The 21271-nt window shown below is 57.0% G+C and carries 18 protein-coding genes; 9 read left to right on the plus strand and 9 right to left on the minus strand.

Features of this window, described 5'->3' with window-relative positions:
• Positions 1-2658, minus strand: coding sequence for a DNA mismatch repair protein MutS (gene mutS / locus DX909_RS05990; protein ID WP_128544197.1), 2658 nt, complete (start codon positions 2656-2658; stop codon positions 1-3).
• Between the two features lie 90 nt (positions 2659-2748).
• Between mutS and DX909_RS05995 the strand changes: the two genes are divergently transcribed.
• From DX909_RS05995 to DX909_RS06005, 3 genes are all read left to right on the plus strand, one after another.
• The gene (locus DX909_RS05995) at positions 2749-3291 is read left to right on the plus strand and encodes an RNA methyltransferase (protein ID WP_128544198.1); all 543 of its coding nucleotides are present in this window, start codon (positions 2749-2751) and stop codon (positions 3289-3291) included.
• A gap of 79 nt (positions 3292-3370) precedes the next feature.
• Positions 3371-3913, plus strand: coding sequence for a hypothetical protein (locus tag DX909_RS06000; protein WP_164851202.1), 543 nt, complete (start codon positions 3371-3373; stop codon positions 3911-3913).
• A gap of 490 nt (positions 3914-4403) precedes the next feature.
• On the plus strand, positions 4404-5660 hold the full coding sequence (locus tag DX909_RS06005) for a sensor histidine kinase (RefSeq protein ID WP_164851203.1): 1257 nt from the start codon (positions 4404-4406) through the stop codon (positions 5658-5660).
• A gap of 3 nt (positions 5661-5663) precedes the next feature.
• On the opposite strand, the gene DX909_RS06010 is transcribed toward DX909_RS06005, so the two are convergent.
• Positions 5664-5873 carry a hypothetical protein gene (locus DX909_RS06010; protein WP_128544297.1) on the minus strand — a complete coding sequence of 70 codons (210 nt, stop codon included), beginning with the start codon at positions 5871-5873 and terminating at the stop codon, positions 5664-5666.
• Positions 5874-5988: 115 nt separating this feature from the next.
• On the opposite strand from DX909_RS06010, the gene DX909_RS06015 reads away from it, so the two are divergent.
• Positions 5989-6972 (plus strand): GlxA family transcriptional regulator, encoded by a 984-nt coding sequence (locus DX909_RS06015; RefSeq protein WP_128544200.1) that lies wholly within the window; start codon positions 5989-5991, stop codon positions 6970-6972.
• 63 nt (positions 6973-7035) lie between these two features.
• Here DX909_RS06015 and DX909_RS06020 read toward each other — a convergent pair whose 3' ends face one another.
• Genes DX909_RS06020 through DX909_RS06030 form a run of 3 tightly spaced genes read right to left on the minus strand, consistent with a single transcriptional unit; the run spans position 7036 to position 12840 of the window.
• Positions 7036-10821, minus strand: a complete 3786-nt coding sequence (locus DX909_RS06020) for a PVC-type heme-binding CxxCH protein (protein ID WP_128544201.1) — start codon at positions 10819-10821, stop codon at positions 7036-7038.
• On the minus strand, positions 10818-11963 hold the full coding sequence (locus DX909_RS06025) for a Gfo/Idh/MocA family oxidoreductase (RefSeq protein ID WP_128544202.1): 1146 nt from the start codon (positions 11961-11963) through the stop codon (positions 10818-10820). Before DX909_RS06025 ends, DX909_RS06020 begins: the two co-directional genes overlap by 4 nt.
• Positions 11964-11979: 16 nt before the next feature.
• Positions 11980-12840, minus strand: coding sequence for a sugar phosphate isomerase/epimerase family protein (locus DX909_RS06030; protein WP_128544203.1), 861 nt, complete (start codon positions 12838-12840; stop codon positions 11980-11982).
• A gap of 135 nt (positions 12841-12975) precedes the next feature.
• Between DX909_RS06030 and DX909_RS06035 the strand changes: the two genes are divergently transcribed.
• Positions 12976-13848 carry a helix-turn-helix domain-containing protein gene (locus DX909_RS06035; RefSeq protein WP_128544204.1) on the plus strand — a complete coding sequence of 291 codons (873 nt, stop codon included), beginning with the start codon at positions 12976-12978 and terminating at the stop codon, positions 13846-13848.
• A gap of 60 nt (positions 13849-13908) precedes the next feature.
• On the opposite strand, the gene DX909_RS06040 is transcribed toward DX909_RS06035, so the two are convergent.
• Entirely contained in the window at positions 13909-14772 is an 864-nt protein-coding gene (locus tag DX909_RS06040) for an alpha/beta fold hydrolase (protein ID WP_128544205.1), read from the minus strand.
• Positions 14773-14841: 69 nt separating this feature from the next.
• Here DX909_RS06040 and DX909_RS06045 point away from each other — a divergent pair, with 69 nt between their 5' ends.
• Positions 14842-15330 carry a DinB family protein gene (locus DX909_RS06045; protein ID WP_128544206.1) on the plus strand — a complete coding sequence of 163 codons (489 nt, stop codon included), beginning with the start codon at positions 14842-14844 and terminating at the stop codon, positions 15328-15330.
• On the opposite strand, the gene DX909_RS06050 is transcribed toward DX909_RS06045, so the two are convergent.
• Positions 15327-16388 carry a PA0069 family radical SAM protein gene (locus DX909_RS06050; protein ID WP_128544207.1) on the minus strand — a complete coding sequence of 354 codons (1062 nt, stop codon included), beginning with the start codon at positions 16386-16388 and terminating at the stop codon, positions 15327-15329. The genes DX909_RS06045 and DX909_RS06050 overlap by 4 nt on opposite strands.
• A 182-nt stretch (positions 16389-16570) precedes the next feature.
• Between DX909_RS06050 and DX909_RS06055 the strand changes: the two genes are divergently transcribed.
• The gene (locus DX909_RS06055) at positions 16571-17263 is read left to right on the plus strand and encodes a hypothetical protein (protein WP_128544208.1); all 693 of its coding nucleotides are present in this window, start codon (positions 16571-16573) and stop codon (positions 17261-17263) included.
• Between the two features lie 352 nt (positions 17264-17615).
• Here DX909_RS06055 and DX909_RS06060 read toward each other — a convergent pair whose 3' ends face one another.
• Positions 17616-18275, minus strand: coding sequence for an ABC transporter ATP-binding protein (locus DX909_RS06060; RefSeq protein WP_128544209.1), 660 nt, complete (start codon positions 18273-18275; stop codon positions 17616-17618).
• A 104-nt stretch (positions 18276-18379) separates the two neighbouring features.
• Between DX909_RS06060 and sucC the strand changes: the two genes are divergently transcribed.
• The gene (sucC, locus tag DX909_RS06065) at positions 18380-19600 is read left to right on the plus strand and encodes an ADP-forming succinate--CoA ligase subunit beta (protein ID WP_128544210.1); all 1221 of its coding nucleotides are present in this window, start codon (positions 18380-18382) and stop codon (positions 19598-19600) included.
• Between the two features lie 66 nt (positions 19601-19666).
• Here the strand turns inward: sucC and DX909_RS06070 are convergent, their stop codons facing one another.
• Complete coding sequence (locus DX909_RS06070) at positions 19667-20494, minus strand: M48 family metallopeptidase (protein WP_128544211.1); 828 nt, start codon at positions 20492-20494, stop codon at positions 19667-19669.
• A 146-nt stretch (positions 20495-20640) separates the two neighbouring features.
• On the opposite strand from DX909_RS06070, the gene DX909_RS06075 reads away from it, so the two are divergent.
• Entirely contained in the window at positions 20641-21252 is a 612-nt protein-coding gene (locus DX909_RS06075) for a fumarylacetoacetate hydrolase family protein (RefSeq protein WP_128544212.1), read from the plus strand.
• Positions 21253-21271: the final 19 nt, after the last annotated feature.

The following is a 21271-nucleotide window of genomic DNA, read 5'->3' on the forward strand; positions in this document are numbered from 1 at the left end:
TTACTCGATCATCTTCAGCAGCTCGTTCAGCTTCAGCAGGGCCTCGATGGGCGTCAGCACGTTGATGTCGATGGAGCGGAGCTTTTCCCGAACGGCTTCGGCTTTGGGGTCGCCGGCTTCGAAGATTTTCAGCGTGATGTCGTTCTGCTTCGGCATGTCGCGCAGGGTTTCCCGGCGGTCGTCGCCGGAATCTTCCCGCCGGCTTTCCAGCAACTTCAGAATCTCTCCGGCCCGCCCGACGATTTTGGCGGGCATCCCGGCCATCTGGGCCACATGAATCCCGAAACTGTGTTCGCTGCCGCCTTCCTTCAGTTTCCGCAGAAAGATCACCCGGTTTTCGAGTTCCTTCACGGCCACGTTGAAGTTTTTAATCCGCGGAAAGTCGGCGGCCAGTTCGTTCAGCTCATGATAGTGCGTCGCAAACAGGGTCTTGGGGCGGAATTGCGGGTGGTTGTGCAGGTATTCGGCGATGGACCAGGCGATGGACACGCCGTCGTAGGTGCTCGTTCCGCGCCCGATTTCATCCATCAGCACCAGACTACGGTCGCTGAGGTTGTTCAGGATGCTGGCGGTTTCGGTCATTTCGACCATAAACGTAGATTCCCCCCGCGAGAGGTTATCGGAAGCTCCCACCCGCGTAAAGATTTTGTCGACCAGCCCGATTTCGGCTTCCGAAGCCGGCACGAAGCTGCCCGTCTGCGCCATCAGCACGATGAGGGCGGTCTGGCGGAGGAGCGCGGATTTTCCGGCCATGTTCGGCCCGGTAATGATGATGATCTGCTGCGTCTCGTCGTCCAGGTAAATGTCGTTCGGGACGTAGGGCTCGCCGGGCGGCAGCTGCTGCTCGATCACCGGGTGCCGGCCGTCTTTGATCTGAAGGATTTTGGAGTTCGTAATCGTCGGCTTGACATACCGGTTTTTCTCCGCCACCCGGGCGAAGGAGGCCAGCACGTCGAGGACGGAAACCACCCGGGCGTTCTGCTGAATCTGGGTAACATACTCACCGGCCGCCAGCATCAGGTCGTTAAACATCCGCTGCTCGATACTGAAAATCTGCTCTTCGGCGTTCAGGATCTTATCTTCGTATTCCTTCAGTTCCGGCGTGATATAGCGTTCGGCGTTGACGAGCGTCTGTTTCCGGATCCAGTCGTCCGGCACCCGGCTTTTGTGCGCGTTCGACACCTCCAGATAATACCCAAACACCTTGTTGTAGGCCACTTTGAGCGAAGAGATGCCGGTGCGCTGGATTTCCCGGTTCTGCAGCTGCACGAGATAATCCTTGCCGGTATAGGCCAAAGCGTGCAGTTCGTCAAGCTGGGGGTCCACCCCGCTTTTGATCATTCCGCCCTGATTGGTCACCACCGGCACCTCCTCCTTCAGTTCGGCCTCGATCTTGTCGAGCAGAAAGGTGCAGGGATTCAGTTGATCGGCGTATTTTTTCAGGGAAGAGGTCAGAGGCTGGCGGCTGAGGGCAGTCAGCAACTGCTCCTTGATCGGCAGGATGTGGCCCAGCGACCGCTTGAGCTGCACCATCTCGCGGGGCGAAATCCGGCGCACGGCCACCTTGGAAATCATCCGCTCCAGGTCGCCGATCTGTTTGAGGTGCTGTCCCAGCAGATCGAGCAGGTCCGGGTCTTCCTTCAGAAGTTCGACGGTGTTCAGGCGCTCCTCGATCAGCGATTTGTCCTTCAGCGGCAGCATAAGCCACTTCCGCAGCAGCCTCGCTCCCATCGGCGTCACGGTCTGGTCAAGCACCTGAATGAGTGGAATACCGCCTTCCTGCTGGGCCGCGACCAGCTCCAGGTTGCGGATGGTAAAGCGGTCGAGCCAGACGTATTTATCTTCCTCCAGCCGGGTCAGCCGCAGGATATGGGCCACTTCCCGGTGTTCCGTTTCATGGAGGTAGTGCAGAATGACCCCGGCCGCCACGATACCGTCCTGAAGGGTTTCCACCCCGAAGCCTTTCAGCGAACTCGTCTGAAAATGCCGCGTCAGGAGCGGATAGGCGAAGTCGTAGGTAAAGGCCCAGTCTTCGAGCGTAAACGAATGGAATTTATCCCCGAAAGCTTCGGCAAACTCCTTCCGGTTCCGTTTGCAGTACAGCACCTCCGAGGGATTGAAGCTTTGCAGCAGTTTATCGATATAGGCGGCATTGCCCTGCGAGGTCAGAAACTCTCCGGTCGAAACATCCAGAAAGGCAATCCCGAACCGGTCTTCCGAACCGCCTTTGGCAAAATGGACCGCTGCGAGGTAGTTGTTGCGCCGGGTGTCCAGCACGTTGTCGTTGAACGACACGCCGGGCGTCACAAGTTCGGTAACCCCCCGCTTGACGATGCCTTTGGCCATGGCCGGATCTTCAAGCTGGTCGCAGATGGCGACGCGCTCGCCCGCCCGCACGAGCTTGGGCAGATAGGTATCCAGCGAGTGGTGCGGAAAACCGGCCAGTTCCTCCTGCGCCCCGCCGTTGTTGCGCTTCGTCAGCACGATGCCCAGAATGCGGCTGGCCTTGACGGCGTCCTCCCCGAAGGTTTCATAGAAGTCTCCGACACGGAACAGCAGGATCGCACCGGGGTATTTGGCTTTAATATGATTGTATTGCCGGTTCAGGGGCGTTTCCTTCGTATTTTTTGTGGGTTTTGTCTGTGTCGCCTGTGCCATCGAATCTACTTTTTCGCGGTAAATCACGATTTTTTCGCAGATTTGCCCGCGCCGGTCCGCCGGTCGAAATAAATTCAAAAATACCAAAAAATGCCCAGAAAAGTAAGTGTCGACGAACTCAATCGCCTGTCCGTCGAAGCCTTCCGGCAAGCCCCGAAATACCCCTACTGCCTGATCCTGGACGATATACGCAGTCTGAACAACGTGGGCTCGGTGTTCCGGACGGCCGACGCCTTCCGGGCCGAAAAGCTTTATCTCTGCGGGATTACGGGAACCCCGCCCCATCGCGATATTACCAAGACCGCCCTGGGTGCCACCGAGTCCGTCGATTGGGAACACGTGCCGGACATCATCGGTCTGGTGGCCCGGCTTCGGGGTGAAGGCTGGCGGATCGCGGCCGTCGAGCAGGCGGAGGGCAGCGTGCTGCTTCAGCACTTTAAGCCCACGGCCGGGCAGAAAGTGGCTTTCGTGCTGGGGAACGAGGTGAACGGGGTCCGGGACGAGGTGATTGCCCAGTCGGACGTCGTGCTGGAAATACCCCAATACGGAACCAAACATTCGCTCAACATCGCCGTCAGCACCGGAATCGTCTGCTGGGACTTTCTGCTCAAGCTCGGCCAAAACTTAACATGACGTTTTTGTAATTCCGGTTTTTTGGCTGTTGATTGCAGCCGTTCAGGTATTCAGGCATTCCTAATTAACTTTTTCCATCATGAAGACGAAAAAGAAATCACTGGCCAATGAGATCGCCGGCTCGATCGAGTCGAAGCTGAGCGAGGCCGGGGAGCAGTCCAAAAAGGTAAAAAAAGCCATTGTGAAGTCAGCGGAAAAGCTGGCGGATAAAATCGGCAAACTCTTTAAGAAAGAAGAGGATAAACAGAAGAAGCAAACGGCGAAGGCGAAGAAGAAAGCGGATCAGAGAACGAAGAAAGACGCCAAAAAGGAAAAGAAAAATACCGGCAAGGCAGAGAAAAACGCGAAGCGGGCAGCGGCAAACGCCAAACCGGCCGCCGAACCGATGGTCAGCTCCGCTCCGATCACTCCGCCCTCGCCGATTCCGCCGAAACCGGCGTCCAAGCCCCCGGTCCCGGCTGCTCCGAAACCGGCCCCGACCCGCAGCCGGACCACCGGAACCACCCCGGCCCGGAAGCCGGCCGCCCCCCGGAAGGCCGACACGCCGGCGGCTCCGGCAACGACGCCCTCCGGCACCGTTCCGGCCGCCCCGACCGACCCGTCGGCTTCCACCGAAGCCTGAAACCGGCCCGGCGACATTCTGGTAAATTATTTCTGCGCAGGTCTAACTACCTGCGCTTTATTTTTATTTCAACTTTCCGGTAAAATCCGGGAAGGTTCTGCCGTATTTCCGCAATTTAAGCACTTTTTATACTATTCCGGTTTCCGGAAATGTCTGTTAACCAGATTAAAATTCACCGTAACGGCTTGATATATTGATAAATATTCTATTAATTAGCTGACTATATCTTCACAATACCGTCTGATAAAATTTCACCTCCACGCTATTCTGAAACCTTAAAAGCAAATCAATGGAATGGAGGGGACTATGATGATGTGTTTTACTCAAGTAGGTTTACTGGCTATCCGAAAAAAAAATTATCCTACACGGCTGACTTTTAGACAAGTAATACGTCAAAACGATGTAAGGTCCATCAATCCGATCTAATTTGGTGTTGTTTATGTCGCGACTGACTTCCCGTGTATTGATTGTATTCTCCGTTCTATCGATTATGGGCATTATCTGCACCCAGGTGTATTGGGTGCGAAAGGCTTATGAGCTTCGGGAACGTCAGTTTCTGCAATCCGTCACGAAAGCGCTGACCAAAGCCGCCCACGATATTGCCCGAACCGAAAAGGGCATACCGCTTGGAGTGCAGGTCATCCCGCTTTCTCCTTCCTATTTCCTGGTGAATCTGGATGCCCCGATCGATTCCCGGAAGCTTGATTTCTACCTCGGCGCCCACCTCCAGATCCAGCAGATTCTGGCGGGCTACGAATACGGGGTCTATGATGAATCCAACGGCGAAATCATTTACAGCCAGTCGCCCGACGCATCCGTCCGCCCCCCCGGCGAACGGTTAGGTTTTGCCGTTCGGTCACCCTATTATTTTGTGGTTCGCTTTCCCGATCAGGTCCAGTATCTGACCCAGCAGCTCGACAACTGGATCCTGGCTTCGCTGATCGTTCTCCTGATCACTTCCTATTTCAGCTACCTTCTCTACCAGACCCTGAACCAGAAACGCAGGACGGAAGACCAGCGGGAATTCATCAACAACATGACCCATGAGTTCCAGACGCCGATTTCGTCCATCAAACTGGCTACCGACGTCCTCTCCTCCCCCCGCATCATCGACCAGCCCGACCGGATGTTCAAATACGTCCGGATGGTTCAGGAAGAAACCCAGCGACTTCAGCATCAGGTGGAAACGGTGCTGACGGTGGCGCGTTCGGAAAAGGGAACGTTTCAGCTGCACCCCGAAACCGTCGACCTGCACGAACTGCTCGCCAATATCGCCGACCGGCACGGCGACTACCTGCGGCTCGATCTCCAGGCCCGCTTTCCGGTCATTCAGGCCGACCGGCTGCACCTGACCAACGTCATTTCGAACCTGCTGGACAACGCCGTCAAATACTCCCCGAACGATCCGAAGATCCGGCTGATCAGCCGGACCGAATCGGGCCAGCTCGTTTTGATGGTGAAAGACAACGGCATCGGCATTTCACCGGAACACCAGCCCTACATCTTCAACGCTTTTTACCGGGCGCCGGGCGTCAATGCCCACAGCGTCAAGGGCTTCGGGCTGGGCCTGAGCTACGTCCAGAAGATCGTCAAGGCGCACCGCTGGAAACTTGAACTGTTCAGTGCGCCGGGCCGGGGCAGTTCCTTCTGCATCCGCATCCCGCAACCCGCCCTCCAGCCGGAAAAGTCGTCGCGCTTCTGGTTTCTCAGCCGGCTCGGCCGGGAGCCGGTCCTGGAACAATCCTGAGGCTTACGGCAGAATCTCGCAGTGAAAACCGGAGGACGTTACCAGTTCGATCACCTCTTCCGGACGCACCTCGGCCGCTTCCACCCGAAGCACCCGGTCGCAGTCCTCGGCGTCCAGATTGATGCGGCTTTCCGGGAAATGCCGGCGCAGTTTTCCAACCAGCCATTTCGACTGATCCTTCTCCCCGACGTTCGTTTTGAATACCTCGACCATAGTAGGGCGCATGGATTGATTCCCCCAAATTTACCATCCTTCCGGCCTTTTTTCCGGTGCGAATGCGACAATCTGAGGGGTTGATCACGACACCGGATTTCGTTATATTTGGCCTATGAAGCATATCTCGATCCTGGTTCCGAAAGGGGCCATTCTCGGCAGTATCGAAGGCCCTCGCCAGGTGTTGACAGAGGTAAACAAGTTTCTGAAAAGTACGGGCCGGCCGGCGCTGTTCAAGGTTCAGCTGGTCGGCCTCACGGAAGAGGTTCCGGTCTGCGGTGGCAAATACACGGTGTTTACCGATGCCGTCGTTTCGGATATTCAGAAAACCGACCTGACCATCATTCCCGCCCTCGACGGCGACATGGTCAAAATTATCGAATCCAACCGCGACTTTCTTCCCTGGATCGTGGATCAGTATAAAGCCGGGGCCGAAGTTGCCAGCCTGTGCGTCGGGGCCTTTCTGCTGGCCTCTACCGGCCTGATCTCCGGCCGCAAATGCGCCACCCACTGGATGGCCGCCAACGATTTCCGCCGGATGTTTCCCGACGTCAACCTGGTGGAAGACCGGATCATCACCGACGAAAACGGTATTTACTCCAGCGGGGGTGCTTTCTCCTACCTCAACCTGATCCTCTATCTGGTTGAAAAATACGCCGGGCGGGATGTGGCGATCTTTTGCTCCAAAGCCTTTCAGATCGACATCCAGCGCGACAGCCAGTCGCCCTTTATCGTCTTCAAGGGGCAGAAGGAACACGAGGACGAACCGATCAAAAAAGCCCAGGATTACATCGAACAGAACTTTCAGGACCGCATCACCGTCGACCAGCTGGCCGAATTGCTGGCCCTGAGCCGCCGAAACCTCGAACGGCGGTTTAAAAAAGCGACCGCCAATACGGTGGTGGAGTATATCCAGCGGGTCAAGATCGAAGCCGCCAAGATGAGCCTGGAAACCTCCCGGGAAACCGTCAACGAAGTGATGTACAACGTCGGCTATTCCGATACGAAAGCCTTCCGGACGACTTTCAAACGCATTACCGGCCTGTCCCCGGTCGATTACCGTAACAAGTATTACCGCGAACGACCGAGCCTGAACTAAGCACCATACAAAAGCAAAGAGGAGCCGGTTTCGGCTCCTCTTTGCTTTTGTATGCCCGGCGGCTTATTTGGCCGCCGCTTTGGCATCTGTCGCGGCTTTGACCCGCATGATGCCGTTCATGATCCGCCAGTGGCCGGGGAACGTGCAGACGAACGGATAGTCGCCGGGCTGGGCCGGAGCCGTAAACTTCAGCCGGTAGGTCTGGTCCGGGTTGACGAGCGGGGATGCGGCCACGATCTGCGGAACCGAAGGCACATAATTGCGTTCCGCGCCGTCTTTAGCCGTGATCAGCTTGTCGGCGGCCGCCCCGATGATGTCGAGGGATTTCGGCTTGCCGATCACCACGTTATGCTGCATGGCGTCCGGGTTTTCAAAAACGATCTCCACCTGCTTTCCGGCCGTCACGGTAAACTCCTTCTTGTCGAATTGCAGCGCTTCCCGCACCGATTTCAGCCGGATGGTTTCCACGTTCGGATCGTTCGACTGGTCGGACGACTGGAGGCCCCAGGCCTGAAGCACACGACCCATACGGTCGCGGCCTTCGGTCGGGATTTCGTTCAGAAGACCGGCAACGAACTGCTTGTCCGTATCGCGCAGGGTCGCTTTCCGGCGGGGATTCCAGCCGTCGGAAACGCCCTTCACGATGGCCGCACTTCCGGCCGGGTCGAGCTGCCGCGACATCCGAAGCAGCGAGATGACCGAATCCACCGGAGCCACCGCCATGTAGTTGCGGGTAGCCCGCTCCAGCACGAAGGCATTCATGCTCTGGGGAGGCCGGTAGGTCAGTTTGTGCGTAAACGCGTTGTTGCGCTCGTCGCCTTCCGCCAGCTGGTTATCCCGGTCGGTAACCACCGTAACCGAATAATCGCCCGGCACCTCAAACATCACGTTGAAGTCCGTTGACCAGGGTCCGTTGTTCCCTTTCGAGATCGTAACGGTTTCGCCCGGCTTGATCCCCGCCGTGTGGGCCTGGCTGACGTATTCCAGCTTTCGTCCCTGGCCTTCGATCCGGAGCGCCAGCGGAACCGGCGTTCCTTCCGGCACCGCGGCCCCACCCTTATTGGTCACTTCCACAAAGATTTTGGCCCCTTCGCGAACATAGGGCGATCCCGGTTCCGTCCGCACTTTCGTGATCACCAGATCGGGTTTGTCACCGGCTGTGGAAGCCGTCGTGACCGCAGCCGTACCTCCGTGGTTCATGGCGGCATGATCGTGATTTCCGCTCATGGCCTGACCGGAAGCGGTTTTCGGCAGGGATGCGGCTTTGGCAACCGACTGCTTCAGGAAGGTCTGCATCAGTTTTCCGCCCTGGCTGGTCAGCACACAGGCGAAGGCGTCGGGCAGCCAGCGGTCGTTCAGTTCTTTGGCCTGGTCGAGACGGGTCAGCAGGGCTTTTTCCACCTCGGGCGACATCGGCATTTCGGAGAAGGCCAGCAGGGAGTTCAGCACGACCAGCGGTTCTTTGTCGTTCAGACTCCCGGCCTGAAGCAGGGCACCGGCCGAAGCCGCATTCCGGGGAAGTACCTGAACGGCCGTTTTCCGAACCCCGGCGCAGGCGTGTTTCAGCGCGGCCGTGGCTACCTGTACGGCATTGGCGTCGGAGCCTTCCAGTACGCCCAGACCTTTCAGCGTCCAGAGCGCGTGGATGGCGGCCGGGTTGATCCCGATCTCATCCAGCGACTGATCTTTCACCAGTTCGAGCAGTTGCGGAACCACGTCCGTATTGCCCCGTTCGACCAGCAGGCGCTGGGCCGTCTGGCGCCAGAACATATTCGAATTCTTCAGGGCAGCTACCAGTTCGGCGGGCCGGTCTTTGCTCAGGGAGAGCGGGGTATAGGCCGGTGCGTTCCTGTAGGCGACCCGGTAAATGCGGCCGTGCGTAAAGTCCCGCAGGTCGGTCTGGTACGCATTGCCGGGGCCGTTATCGGCACCCCTCGGCGTCGGGTTGTGCTGGATGATGAAACTGTACCAGTCGACCACCCAGACGGCCCCGTCCGGTCCTACTTCGGCAAACACCGGTGCTACCCACTCGTCGGCCCCGGCCAGGAGGTTGAAGCCGAGCCCTTCGTTATCCTCGAAGTCGGTTCCTTTCTTCACCATGATGTTCTGGTGCAGGATATGGCCCGTCGGCTCCGATACGAAGGCCACCCGGTTCCAGTAGGGTTTCGGGAAAGCCCGGGCGGTATAGAAGTTATGCCCGGCAGCCGCCGTAAAACCGCCGAAGACGTCCACCTGCCGCACCTTGCCGGTGATGGGCTTCATGTCCTTGTGCGTATCGGTGCTGCGGCTTCCGGCGCCCTGGTTGCCGGGGAAATACCGGTGCGGAATCGCCAGGTACCAGCCGTGGGAGTTGTTGGCCGTCGAGCCGAACACGTCGCCGGTTTCGTTGAAGGCCAGCCCCCAGGTGTTGTTGGAGGTACTGGTCACGTATTCCAGCTTCGAGCCGTCGGGTTTAAACCGGAAAAAGCCCTGCCCGAACTTCACGCTGTCGGCCCCGATTTTCCCGGCAAAACCGGAATAGCCGACGCTGCCCCAGATCCAGTTGTCGAAGCCGTAGTGCAGGTTGGAAGGGCCGGCGTGCGTATCGAACGTGCCGAAACCCGAGAACAGGATTTTCTTCTCGTCCGCCTTGTCGTCGCCGTTCGTATCCTTGAGGTACAGCATATGCGGAGCCTGCGACACGATCAGCCCGCCGTTGTAAAAGACCATGCCGGTCGGAATGCTTAGCCCCTCGGCGAAGTTGGTAAACTTGTCGGCCTTACCGTCCTTGTTCGTGTCTTCGCAGATGACGATGTAGTCGCGGCCGCCTTCCGGTTTCCGCTCGTTCGGGTAGTCCTTGGTAATCAGCACATAAAGCCGCCCTTTTTCGTCCCAGGCCATTGCGATGGGGTGCATCACGTCGGGCTCGTGAGCGAACAGTTCGAGCGTGAAGTCGACCGGCACCTGAATGTGTTTGAGCGACTCCTCCGGGGATAGCGGAAGTTGCTGGTACTGTTTCCCGGCGCGTTTTTCATAGTTCGGCAGATTGGCTTCCCGGTAGGCGAACGGCTGCGGGTTCAGGCCGTCGTGCAGCTGTTTCACGCGGTCGCCGACGGCCCACAGGATGCCTTTTTCCAGCAGATCCTGAAAACCGGGTACGCTCCAGGTCCGTTCATCGTGTCCGTAGGCCGTGTAGAACACCCGTCCTTTGCCGTAGGTCCGCGTCCAGGTGTACGGCTCGGTTTTCTGACCCGGTTTGTCCTTTTCCTGATCGGCCTTGATATCACGGACCGCCAGTACGTTGTTGTCGGCCTGAAGCTTCTCGTGCAGGTAGGTTTCATCGTAGGCTTTGAACGGTTTCAGGCCCATGACGGCCGGATGTTCGGGCTGGACGTGCAGCGTCTGGATGGTATCCATCCGGTGCCGCCAGAATTGCCCGCCCACCAGCTTGATATATTCCTCCGAGTTCCGGAAGCAGTAGGACGCACAGTGAACCGGAATCAGCCCCTTGCCGCTCGCGACGAAGTCGAGCAGGGCTTTTTCCTGAGGTTTGGCCAGGCTGTCCCAATTGGCATAGATCAGCAGGCCGTCATATTTGGCCAGGGTTTCCGGATTCAGGTCTTCCAGCCGGTCCGTGTAAGTCAGGTTGATGCCCCGGTTGCCGAGAGCGGCCATCAGCTGGGGCACCCGTTCGGCCGGCCGGTGGTGGCCGTTGTCGCCCAGAAACAGGATTTCGGTCCGGCGCGGTTTTTCGACGGCGGACGAGACCCGGGCTCCGCCGGCCGAATCCCCGGCGGTTTGACGACGGGAGCACTGGGTCAGGACGGCCAGCAGGCTCAGGGTCAGAAGGAAATACGTTGGCTTTTTCATGCTTCCGATTCGACAGATTCCGCCACGCTCTTGAAGTCGGGCAGGTTTTTCAGTTTTCCGCCGTCGAGGGCCGACTCGTGCGCCAGAATCCCGACGCTGGTCCAGTTGGCCGACTGCCAGGCATTGGGGAACGGTTCGCGGTCTTCGACGATCGCCGTTACAAACTCGTGGACCAGGTGCGGGTGTGAGCCGCCGTGGCCGCTACCCTGCGTGAACGACAGGTGCGTATTTTCGGCAATATCATAAACGCCCTGCGTCGTAAACGGCTGGATTTCAGCCGGCAGGTAGTGCGCAAAGTCGGGCACTTTCACCCGCTCCGGAATTTCGTGTTCCTGTTTTTTGGCCGTATGAATGACCGCATCCTCTCCTTCGATCAGCGGCCATTCGAACGATTTCTTCGAGCCGTATACCTCGAAGCTCTCCCGGTATTGCCGGGCCGTGTCGAACAGGGAACGGTACACGTAAGCCGCCAGGTCGCTGTCCTTGAACTTGATATGCGCCGACTCGACGGCGAAGGGCGAGTTGTAATGCGAAATCAGTTCCTCCCGGATGGTACCCGAGCCGAAGCAGGAGACATATTCGGCTTCGAGTTTGAGCAGGGCCGAAACCGGTCCGACGCAGTGGGTGGCGTAGTGCATCGGCGGCAGGCCGGGCCAGTAGCCGGGCCAGCCGTCCATATCCTGCTGGTGGCTGGCTTTCAGAAACTGCACCTTGCCGAGTTCCCCTTTCTCATATAACTCCTTGACGAACAGGAACTCCCGGCTATACACGACGGTTTCCATCATCATGTATTTCTTGCCAGATTCCTTGCAGGCCTTCACGATCTCCATGCATTCCTCCACCGTCGTCGCCATCGGCACCGTGCAGGCCACGTGTTTGCCGGCCCGCAGCGCCTTCAGGCTCTGTTCCGCGTGGTTGTGAATCGGGGAATTGATGTGAACCGCATCGACGTCCGGATCGGCCAGCAGGTCGTCGATGTTGTTATACCGTTTTTCGATGCCGAAGGCGTCGCCGATCTCGTTCAGTTTTTCGGTATTCCGCTGGCAGATCGCATACATACGGGTATGCGGATGCCGCTGGTAAATGGGGATGAACTCGGCGCCGAAGCCGAGTCCGACAATGGCAATGTTGAGCTTTGACATGGTCAGGGTCAGAAGGTTAGGATGAAATACTATGGATCATCAATTTCTCTTTCAGAAAAGCCAGCCCATCCTGCGCCAGTTGTTCGGGCGAGGGGAACATCTTCCGGACGATATGGGCCGCTGCGGCCAGGTCGGTCGGCGTCAGGCCGAACGCTTCGATGGCGATGGCGCCTTCGTAATCGATTTCCTGCAACACCTGAAAGACCCGGTCGAAATCGACATGGCCCCGGCCGGGGGTGCTGCGGTCGTTCTCGGAAACCTGCACGTGAACCAGGTAGGGCGCACACCGGCGAAGGGCCTCCGCGAGGTCTTTTTCCTCGATGTTGGCATGGAAGGTGTCGAACATCAGCCGGCAGTTCGGGTGGTCGACGGCCTCCACGTACCGGATCAGGTCGTCGGCACAGGTCAGCAGGTAGGTTTCGAACCGGTTCAGGTATTCGAGGCCGAGCATAATACCCTGATTAGCAGCATGATTGGCGATTTCGCGCATGGCTTCCACCGACCGGTTCCATTCTTCCGCCGTCGCGGGTTTTCCGGTAAACGTTTTGAAACCGGAATGATACGGGCCGGTCAGGAGCCGGGCGCCCATGGCTTTGGTGCAGTCGATCACCCCCTTCATCCGCTCGATTCCGGCCCGACGTACAGACTCGTCCGGGCTGATCAGGCTGTATTCCGGCCCCAGAATGGAGCAGGCCGCCCGGTCGAGCCCGAGAGCATCCAGCCGGCGGCCGATGCCCTCCCACCGCGCCACGTCGGTGTCGGCGATCGGGATCTCCACGAAGTCAAAACCGGTATTTTTCAGGAAGGTAAGGGTGTCGGAAAGGTCCTCCTGCATGGTAGTGGTCCAGAGGAACAAATTGATTCCGAGCTTATTCATATTTTTTCTTAATCAGTTACTACAAAAATAGGGAACGATCCGTCAGTTTACTCGGCTTTTCTTGTCAAATGATGATTTTATTTTAACCAAAAAAGATTAATATCTTTGCGAACCATGTAAAAAGACAGCAATCCCATGCGAAACGCCCTACGGAAAGAGCTGGAACCGGTAGCGTCCTCCTTTATCGTCAAAGAGCTGGTCGAATCCCATTTTGACCCGAACTGGCACTTTCATCCCCATTACCAGCTGTTTCTGGTGGAGGAAGGCACCGGCACCCGGTTTATCGGAGATTCGATCCGGCCTTTCACGGAAGGGGATCTGGTATTTCTGGGGCCGAACCTCCCCCACCTCTGGCGGAGCGATCAGGTGTATTTCAACCGGGATTCAGGCCGGATCACGCGCGGCATCGTCCTGTATTTCCCGGAAGATTTTCTGGGTACCGATTTTTTTCGGAAACCGGAAATGAGTCTGCTTCATCAGTTGCTCGAACATGCCCGGCGGGGGCTGGAGTGGACCGGGCCAACCCAGGAATATGTCCGGGAAGCCCTCCGCCGATTAGCCGCTCAGCCGGCGGGGTTCAGCCGGGTCCTGGCGCTGCTTGAACTGCTGCACACTCTTTCGCATCGGCCCGATTACCAGTTCATTACCAGTCTGGGGTATACCAATACCGTAAAGCCTTCCGAAACGGACCGGATGCAGATCGTTCATGATTACGTGCTGGGGCATTTTCAGGAGGACGTCAGCCTTGACATGGTCGCCGACCTGGCCGGAATGACCCCGCCGGCTTTCTGCCGGTATTTCAAGACGCGCGCCAACAAGACCTTTTCGGAATTTGTCTCGGAGGTCCGGATCGGCCATGCCTGTAAACTTCTGATGGAGGGGCGGTTGAGCGTCACGCAGGTTAGTTTTGAGAGCGGTTACCGGACGCTGTCGAATTTTAACCGCCAGTTCAAGGGCATCACGGGACAGACGCCCTCCGAGTACGTGAGGACGATCCGGGTCGTCTGAGAATCACGAATTTTCAGAAGAAAAGGCCCCCGGTACCGGGCGCGATACCGGGGGCCTGAATCAGGAGGCCGGCTGCGACACCGGCTGGTCGGCGGTGATGAATGCAATCAGGTCTTCGTTCAGGCGGTCCTTTTCGGTGTAAAACAGCCCATGCGGGGCCCCCTCATAGGTCAGCATATGGGATTGGGGGATCAACTGGTGCGTCAGCTTTCCCGACGCTTCGATGGGAACGATCTTATCGGAGTCGCCGTGGATGACCAGCGTGGGAACCTGGATGGCCGGCAGGTCGTTGCGGAAATCGGTTTCCGAAAACGAACGCACACAGTCGAGCGTCGCTTTCGGCGAACCGAGCAGGGCCAGCCCCTGGTTCCAGGCCAGCAGCGATTCACTCACGGGGTGGTTCAGCATACTGACTCCGTAAAACATTTTACCGAAGTTGGACAGGAAATCGGCCCGGTCTTTCTGCAGTTGTTCCAGGATCTGGTCGAACACCTGCTTGTCGACCCCATCCGGGTTGTCGGCCGTCTTCAACAGGAAAGGCGTCACGGCCCCGACGAAAATCACCCTGGACACCCGCGCTCCGCCATACCGGCTCATGTAGCGGGCCACTTCACCCCCACCCATCGAAAAGCCAACCAGCGTCACATCCTGTAGGTCCAGTTCATCCAATACCGCCTTCAGGTCATCGGCCAGCGTATCATAGTCGTAGCCGTCCCAGGGTTTCGACGACTTCCCGAAACCGCGCCGGTCATAAGTGATGCAGCGAAGCCCGTGCTTCGGCAGTTCGGTCAACTGGTATTCCCACATTTCATGGCTGAGGGGCCAGCCATGAATCAGCACCACCGGCCGGCCGGTTCCCCAATCCTGATAAAACAAATTCACCTTCTGCCCGGAATGGTCGACGGACGACGGAACATAACTCATAACGCTGATCGGTTTGATGAAAAATAGGTTTCGATATTGTAACTGAGGTTACCGGAAATAGTTACACCGATGGCTTTTTCCTATTTTGGCGGAATGAATCCCTCTCTGCTCCTACGTCTCCGGCATCAGCCCGTTGCGCTCGATACTCTGTTAGCCGGTTTGACCGAAGCTCAGGTACGGAGCCGTCCGCAGCCCGAAAAGTGGTCCATTCTGGAAAATATCGCCCACCTGGGCCGCTATCACCTGGTTTTTCTGGAGCGGATGGAAACCATTCTGAAGGAAAACCGTCCGGCCTTCGACCGCTATGTGGCCGACACCGACCCGGGTTTCGGGGAATGGCGGACGAAACCGACGGAACGCCTGCTGGCGGAATACCGGGAGACCCGTGCCGCTGTTTTGGACTTTCTGGCCGGACTGACGGTCGACCAGCTGCGGAAAACCGGGGTTCATCCCGTCTACGGGCCGATGTCGGTCGAAGGCTGGGCCGAGTTTTTTCTGCTCCACGAAGCGCACCACTATTTCACGATCCTGAAACTGGCGGGACCGCTCCGGGCCTAATCGAACAGGTTCAGCTGATTGCCGCGTCGAAACCGGGAGGTGTCGAGTTCAGGCAGTCCGGCTTCCGGCAGGTATTTCCGGCAGGCGATCCGGTGCAGCTGGCGGATCTGTTCGGCAAACCGCCCTTCGCCGGCCATGCGCGTTCCGAAGCGGGAGTCCTCCAGACTTCCGCCGTGGCATTCCCGAATCTGGGAAAGCACCTTGTCGGCCCGGTCCGGAAAGGTCTTCCGGAGCCAGTCCTCGAACAGCGGCCCGATGGCTCCGTTCAGCCGGACCACCGTATAGCCGGCCCAGATCGCCCCACTGCCCCCAGCGGCTTCGATCAGTTTCGGAATTTCGTGATCGTTCAGTCCCGGTATGATCGGGGCCGTCATGACGCCGACCGGCACCCCGGCTTTGGTCAGGGTTTCGATGATCTGGAGCCGACGGCGGGCCGTGGCGGTGCGGGGTTCCATCACCAGCCGCAGGTCTTCGTTGAGGGTGGTCAGGGAGATCAGTACGAAGGCCAGGTTTTGATCGGCCAGTTGTCTCAGCAAATCCACATCCCTCAGAACGAGCGCGTTCTTGGTCAGGATGCTGATCGGGTGGCGGTGTTGCAGACAGATTTCCAGGATTCTCCGCGTCAGCCCGAATTCGCGTTCGGCCGGCTGGTAACAGTCCGTATTGCCGGAAAGATGAATCACTTCCGGGCGGTATTTTTTCGACTGAAAGGCTTTTTCCAGCAGTTCCGGCGCATTTTTCTTTACCAGAATTTTGCTTTCGAAATCCAGCCCGGCCGAGAAACCCCAGTATTCGTGCGAGTTGCGGGCATAGCAGTAAATACATCCGTGCTCACAGCCCAGGTAAGGATTGATGGAGGCCGAGAAGCCGATGTCGGGGCTTTCCGGGCGGCTGATGATCTGCTTCGGGAAGTCTTCGATAAACTGGGTCCGGATCCGGGGTTCCGGAAAATCGTCGTCCGGAACATCCTGCTCCGGGTCGAATTCCGTCTGCCGCGACTGAAACCGGTTGTGCGGATTGAACTGTGCTCCCCGCCCCTTTTTGTAGGCGTCTGCCATGCCGATGAAGTTTCCGGCAATATAATACAGGTAAAATATAAATACCAGTCGGACTAACAAAGATTTGTCAGCGCAAAAGGCGGACGGGAGCCCCGTCAATCCTGTTAATTTTTCTTAAATCCAATGACAAATTCTTCATTTCTTTCCATTAAACCGGCCGAATGTCGAACTTGCCTTTCCATATGAGACTCCTATTGCTGTTTCTTCTGCTGTCTTTCGGGGCCTGGGCTCAGACGCCGAGGTATATCATCGGCAAGGTTCTCGACCAGGAATCGGGTCAGGGCGTCAACAATGCCAGCGTGATCAACAAACGTTCGCAGGCGGTGGGGCGCACCAACCCGGCCGGGTCCTATTACCTCCAGGTCAAACCCGGAGATTCGGTCATCATTACCAGCCCGACCCACGGTCGGGCGGCTTTTCAGTGGGACGGACAGGAGCGGCAGCCGCTCCTCCGGATGAAGCGGCAACTGGCCGACGACGTCATCAACCTTCAGGAAGTCACGGTACGGGGAAAACGGGAGGCCGAACTGAAGCGGGAACTGGAACAGATTCTGAGTGAGCCGGAAGCCCGGCGTAACCTGTCGGCCGGGGAAATCGTCAACCTGGCGCAATCGCCGGTTACCCTGCTTTACGAGCTGTTCAGCAAGCGCGCCAAGGCCGACCGGAAGCTGGCCGTTCTGATGCAGGAAGACCGCCGGGCTAAGCTGGCCGGATATCGCTTTGAACTCGTGGCCGGCAGGGCCACCGATCTGAAAGGGGACGAAATGGAACAATTCAGGGCGTTCTGCCGCTTCGATGATCTGTTTATTCTCCAGGCCAGTGAGTACGAACTCACCTATGCCATTCTGCAGCGATTAAAGGAATTTAAACGGTAAAAACCGGACGTTCGGCCACTCCCCGACCACAGGTTTCTTATAGGAAATATTTCGGAAAACGGCCGGACCAGGACCATTTACAATAGCCTACCCAATTTATAGGTATATCCACCTACAAAAACGAAAAAGCCACGTGGGACGACCCTCATGGCTTTCTGATTTACTCAACGTTATGAAAAACTTTTCTTTTCGATGCAAATATAACATAAGTTGCAATATAAAGTTCAATTCCTTTAAAAATTTTTTACAGAGTCATTATCTAATTGTCAAACCGTTGATTTACAGAGTATTAACGTTGTAACCAATACCGACAAGTAAGCAACATTATAAGTAATATTACTCAAAAAACCGCCTAAACGATCTGTCCGTCGCGGATAGTCAGCTGCCGGTCGGCCATGTGGGCCAGCAAATCGTTGTGGGTTACAATCACGAAAGTCTGGTTCAGCTCGTCGCGAAGCCGGAAAAAAAGCTTGTGCAGTTCTTCGGCATTGTGCGAATCCAAGTTTCCGCTGGGCTCGTCGGCGAAGACGATGGCGGGTGAATTAACCAACGCCCGGGCGACGGCCGTACGCTGCTGCTCTCCGCCCGACAGCTGGGAAGGCAGGTGGTTTTTGCGGTCGCCCAGGCCCAGTATATTCAGGAGTTCTTCGGCGCGGGCCCGGACCTCCTGTTCGTTTTTCCCGCCGATGAACCCGGGCAGGCAGACGTTTTCGAGGGCACTGAATTCGGCCAGGAGGTTATGAAACTGAAAGACGAAGCCGATGCGGTCGTTACGGAAGCGGGCCAGGTCCTTTTCATTCAGGTTGAAGACATTTTCCCCGCCGAGCGTCACCTGGCCGGCGTCGGGCCGGTCGAGCGTTCCCAGAATGTGCAGCAGCGTACTCTTGCCGGCGCCCGATGCCCCTACGATGGATACGATCTCTCCGGATTGGATCTGGAGGTTGATGCCCTTCAGGACCGGCAGATCGCCGTAGGAGCGGGTAATATCGGAAGCTTGCAGCAGAGGAGTCATCGAATTGATGTCTGAATCGGATCAAAGGAAGCCGAACGAAACCATTTATTGGCTAACTTGCCGCGAAAATAGTCTTTTTTTCACCATTCCTTGTTCCGGTCAATATGAACATTCACGAGTACCAGGGTAAAGAGATACTAAAACATTACGGTGTCCGCATACAGGAAGGCATCGTTGCCGAATCGCCCGAAAAAGCCGTTGAAGCCGCCAAAAAAATCATGGCAGAGACCAACTCCAAGTTTGTGGTGGTCAAATCCCAGATTCACGCCGGCGGCCGGGGAAAGGGGAAGATCCGGGGCACCGAGCAGCGGGGCGTTCAGCTGGCGAAGTCGGTCGACGAGGTTCGTGATATTACCAAGAACATCATCGGTAACGTGCTCGTGACGCATCAGACCGGCCCGGAAGGGAAGAAAGTCAACAAGGTACTCGTGGCTCAGGATGTATATTACCCCGGAGCTTCGGAGCCGAAAGAATACTATATCGGTATCCTGCTCGATCGGGCTAGAGCCTGCAACGTCATCATGGCCAGCACCGAAGGCGGTATGGACATCGAGGAAGTAGCGGAAAAATCACCCGAAAAAATCGTGAAGGAATGGGTCGACCCGGCCATCGGCCTCCAGCCGTTTCAGGTCCGCAATCTCGCCTTCGCCCTCGGCCTGAAAGGGGATGCCTTCAAGGAAATGGTAAAATTCATCTCGGCCCTCTACCGGGCCTATGTCGAGACGGATTCGTCCATGTTTGAAATCAACCCGGTTCTGAAAACCTCCGACGATAAGATTCTGGCCGTCGACGCCAAGGTGAATCTGGACGACAATGCCCTGTATCGTCACCCGGATCTGCAGAATCTCCGCGATATTACCGAGGAGGATCCTCTGGAGGTGGAAGCCACCGCCAACGATCTGAATTACGTCAAACTGGACGGAAACGTGGGCTGTATGGTCAACGGTGCCGGACTGGCCATGGCGACCATGGACATCATTAAGCTCTCGGGCGGTGAGCCGGCCAACTTCCTCGACGTGGGGGGTGGAGCCAACGCCAAAACCGTTGAAGCGGGTTTCCGGATCATCCTGAAAGACCCCAACGTCAAGGCCATTCTGATCAACATCTTCGGGGGAATCGTGCGGGGCGACCGCGTGGCGACCGGGGTTGTGGAGGCCTATAAAGCCATCGGCGACATCAAAGTCCCCATCATCGTCCGTCTGCAGGGCACCAACGCCGAAGAAGGCGCCCGGATCATCGACGAATCCGGCCTGAAAGTTTTCTCCGCGGTCCAGCTGAAAGATGCCGCCGAGAAAGTGAAGCAGGTGCTGGCCGGGCAGGCGTAACCTCTTTCAGGGATTAAAATGAAGGGGATCGTTTTTAAAAACGATCCCCTTCATTTTAATTAATATTTACCGTCGCGCCCGCTGGTAATACTTCATCGCGTCGGGCATCTGTTTCTGAAGATCCCGGATCCGGCGTTCATCGGAAGGGTGAGTCGACAGGAACTCGGGCGGTTTTTTGCCACCGCCGGCCTTCGCCATCCGTCCCCAGAAATCGACGGCCTCCTGCGGGTTATACCCCGCCAGGGACATGAAAATCAGCCCCAGCCGGTCGGCTTCCGACTCCTGGGAGCGGCTATGGGGCAGCCCGCGGCCCACCTGATAGGCAATAGGAGCGCCCACCCCGTAGGCATTCATGAACAGCGCCTGGGTCTGCTGGGGTTTTTCGGCCAAAGCCGCCCCGAGGGCCACCTGCCCGGCGGACAACAGCCCCTGAGCGAGCATGCCCTCACTCATCCGTTCGTTCCCGTGTTCGGCGATGGCGTGCGAAACCTCGTGGCCCATGACCGTAGCCACTCCGGCCTCATTCTGCGTATAGGGAAGGATTCCCGTGTAAAAAGCCACCTTTCCACCAGGCATACACCAGGCGTTGACCTGCGGACTTTCGATCAGGTTGAACTCCCACTGGAACCCTTTCAGCCGGGACGAAAAATTATTGGCGGCCATATAGCTTTCCACCGCCTGCCGGATCCGGCCTCCCACTCGTCTGATCATGTCGGCCTGCGATCCCGAACGGACCACCCGGCTCGTATCGAGCACTTCCTTATAGTTTGAAAAACTCAGGGGAAGCATTTGTTCGTTGGGAATCAGAACGAGCTGCTTACGGTTCGACAGGGGTACTTTCTGGCACCCGATTGCAAAACCGATCAGCAACATAGCAATGATTGATCTTTTCATAGGTCGAAAAATGGTTTGTTGTATAGACGTCAAAACTATCAATAAGAGACTGTTGACCTCCGTCCTTTGTTCAAAATTTTTAGGGATGGCGTGGTAAGGCCGTCTTTCCTGTTTAGATTTGCGGATCATGTAAAAGTTTAAGGTCCATGAAAATCATTGCCGTCGGGCGCAATTACGTCGAGCACATTAAGGAACTGAATAACGAACAACCTGACGATCCAGTCATTTTTACAAAACCGGAAACGGCCATTCTCCGCAATAACGAAACGTTTTATTACCCGGATTTTAGCCAGGACATCCACCATGAAGTGGAAATCCTGATCCGGTTCAGCCGGACGGGCAAAAACATCGAAGAGAAGTTTGCCCATAAATATTACGATGAGATCGGGATCGGCGTGGACTTTACGGCGCGCGACCTCCAGTCGAAACTGAAAGCCAAGGGGCTGCCGTGGGACCTGGCCAAAGGCTTCAACGGCTCCGCTCCCGTCTCGGCCTTTCTCCCCAAAACCGAATTTCCGGACCTTCAGAACCTCTCGTTCCGTCTGGACGTCAACGGCGAAACCCGGCAGCAGGGCAATACGGAACTGATGCTGTTCCGGATCGATTACCTGATCGCCTTCGTCTCCCGCTATTTTCTGCTGCATCAGGGTGATATTCTGTTTACCGGAACGCCCAAAGGCGTCGGGCCGGTGCAGGCCGGCGACCGACTGACGGCCTTCATCGAAGACCGGAAGATGCTGGAATTTGACGTTAAATAACCGATCGAATCGCGTGCCG

It is taken from the genome of Larkinella soli (genome assembly GCF_003703975.1).
Lineage (GTDB): Bacteria > Bacteroidota > Bacteroidia > Cytophagales > Spirosomataceae > Larkinella > Larkinella soli.

Bases quoted from the DNA above. Each gene is read 5' to 3' on its own strand.
- DX909_RS06070 (WP_128544211.1), bottom strand. From the start codon at position 20,494: ATGAAAAGATCAATCATTGCTATGTTGCTGATCGGTTTTGCAATCGGG.
- DX909_RS06050 (WP_128544207.1), bottom strand. From the start codon at position 16,388: ATGGCAGACGCCTACAAAAAGGGGCGGGGAGCACAGTTCAATCCGCAC.
- DX909_RS06020 (WP_128544201.1), bottom strand. From the start codon at position 10,821: ATGAAAAAGCCAACGTATTTCCTTCTGACCCTGAGCCTGCTGGCCGTC.
- DX909_RS06010 (WP_128544297.1), bottom strand. From the start codon at position 5,873: ATGGTCGAGGTATTCAAAACGAACGTCGGGGAGAAGGATCAGTCGAAA.
- sucC (WP_128544210.1), top strand. From the start codon at position 18,380: ATGAACATTCACGAGTACCAGGGTAAAGAGATACTAAAACATTACGGT.
- DX909_RS05995 (WP_128544198.1), top strand. From the start codon at position 2,749: ATGCCCAGAAAAGTAAGTGTCGACGAACTCAATCGCCTGTCCGTCGAA.
- DX909_RS06040 (WP_128544205.1), bottom strand. From the start codon at position 14,772: ATGAGTTATGTTCCGTCGTCCGTCGACCATTCCGGGCAGAAGGTGAAT.
- DX909_RS06045 (WP_128544206.1), top strand. From the start codon at position 14,842: ATGGCTTTTTCCTATTTTGGCGGAATGAATCCCTCTCTGCTCCTACGT.
- DX909_RS06000 (WP_164851202.1), top strand. From the start codon at position 3,371: ATGAAGACGAAAAAGAAATCACTGGCCAATGAGATCGCCGGCTCGATC.
- DX909_RS06025 (WP_128544202.1), bottom strand. From the start codon at position 11,963: ATGTCAAAGCTCAACATTGCCATTGTCGGACTCGGCTTCGGCGCCGAG.
- DX909_RS06030 (WP_128544203.1), bottom strand. From the start codon at position 12,840: ATGAATAAGCTCGGAATCAATTTGTTCCTCTGGACCACTACCATGCAG.
- DX909_RS06035 (WP_128544204.1), top strand. From the start codon at position 12,976: ATGCGAAACGCCCTACGGAAAGAGCTGGAACCGGTAGCGTCCTCCTTT.
- DX909_RS06060 (WP_128544209.1), bottom strand. From the start codon at position 18,275: ATGACTCCTCTGCTGCAAGCTTCCGATATTACCCGCTCCTACGGCGAT.
- mutS (WP_128544197.1), bottom strand. From the start codon at position 2,658: ATGGCACAGGCGACACAGACAAAACCCACAAAAAATACGAAGGAAACG.
- DX909_RS06055 (WP_128544208.1), top strand. From the start codon at position 16,571: ATGAGACTCCTATTGCTGTTTCTTCTGCTGTCTTTCGGGGCCTGGGCT.
- DX909_RS06075 (WP_128544212.1), top strand. From the start codon at position 20,641: ATGAAAATCATTGCCGTCGGGCGCAATTACGTCGAGCACATTAAGGAA.
- DX909_RS06005 (WP_164851203.1), top strand. From the start codon at position 4,404: ATGGGCATTATCTGCACCCAGGTGTATTGGGTGCGAAAGGCTTATGAG.
- DX909_RS06015 (WP_128544200.1), top strand. From the start codon at position 5,989: ATGAAGCATATCTCGATCCTGGTTCCGAAAGGGGCCATTCTCGGCAGT.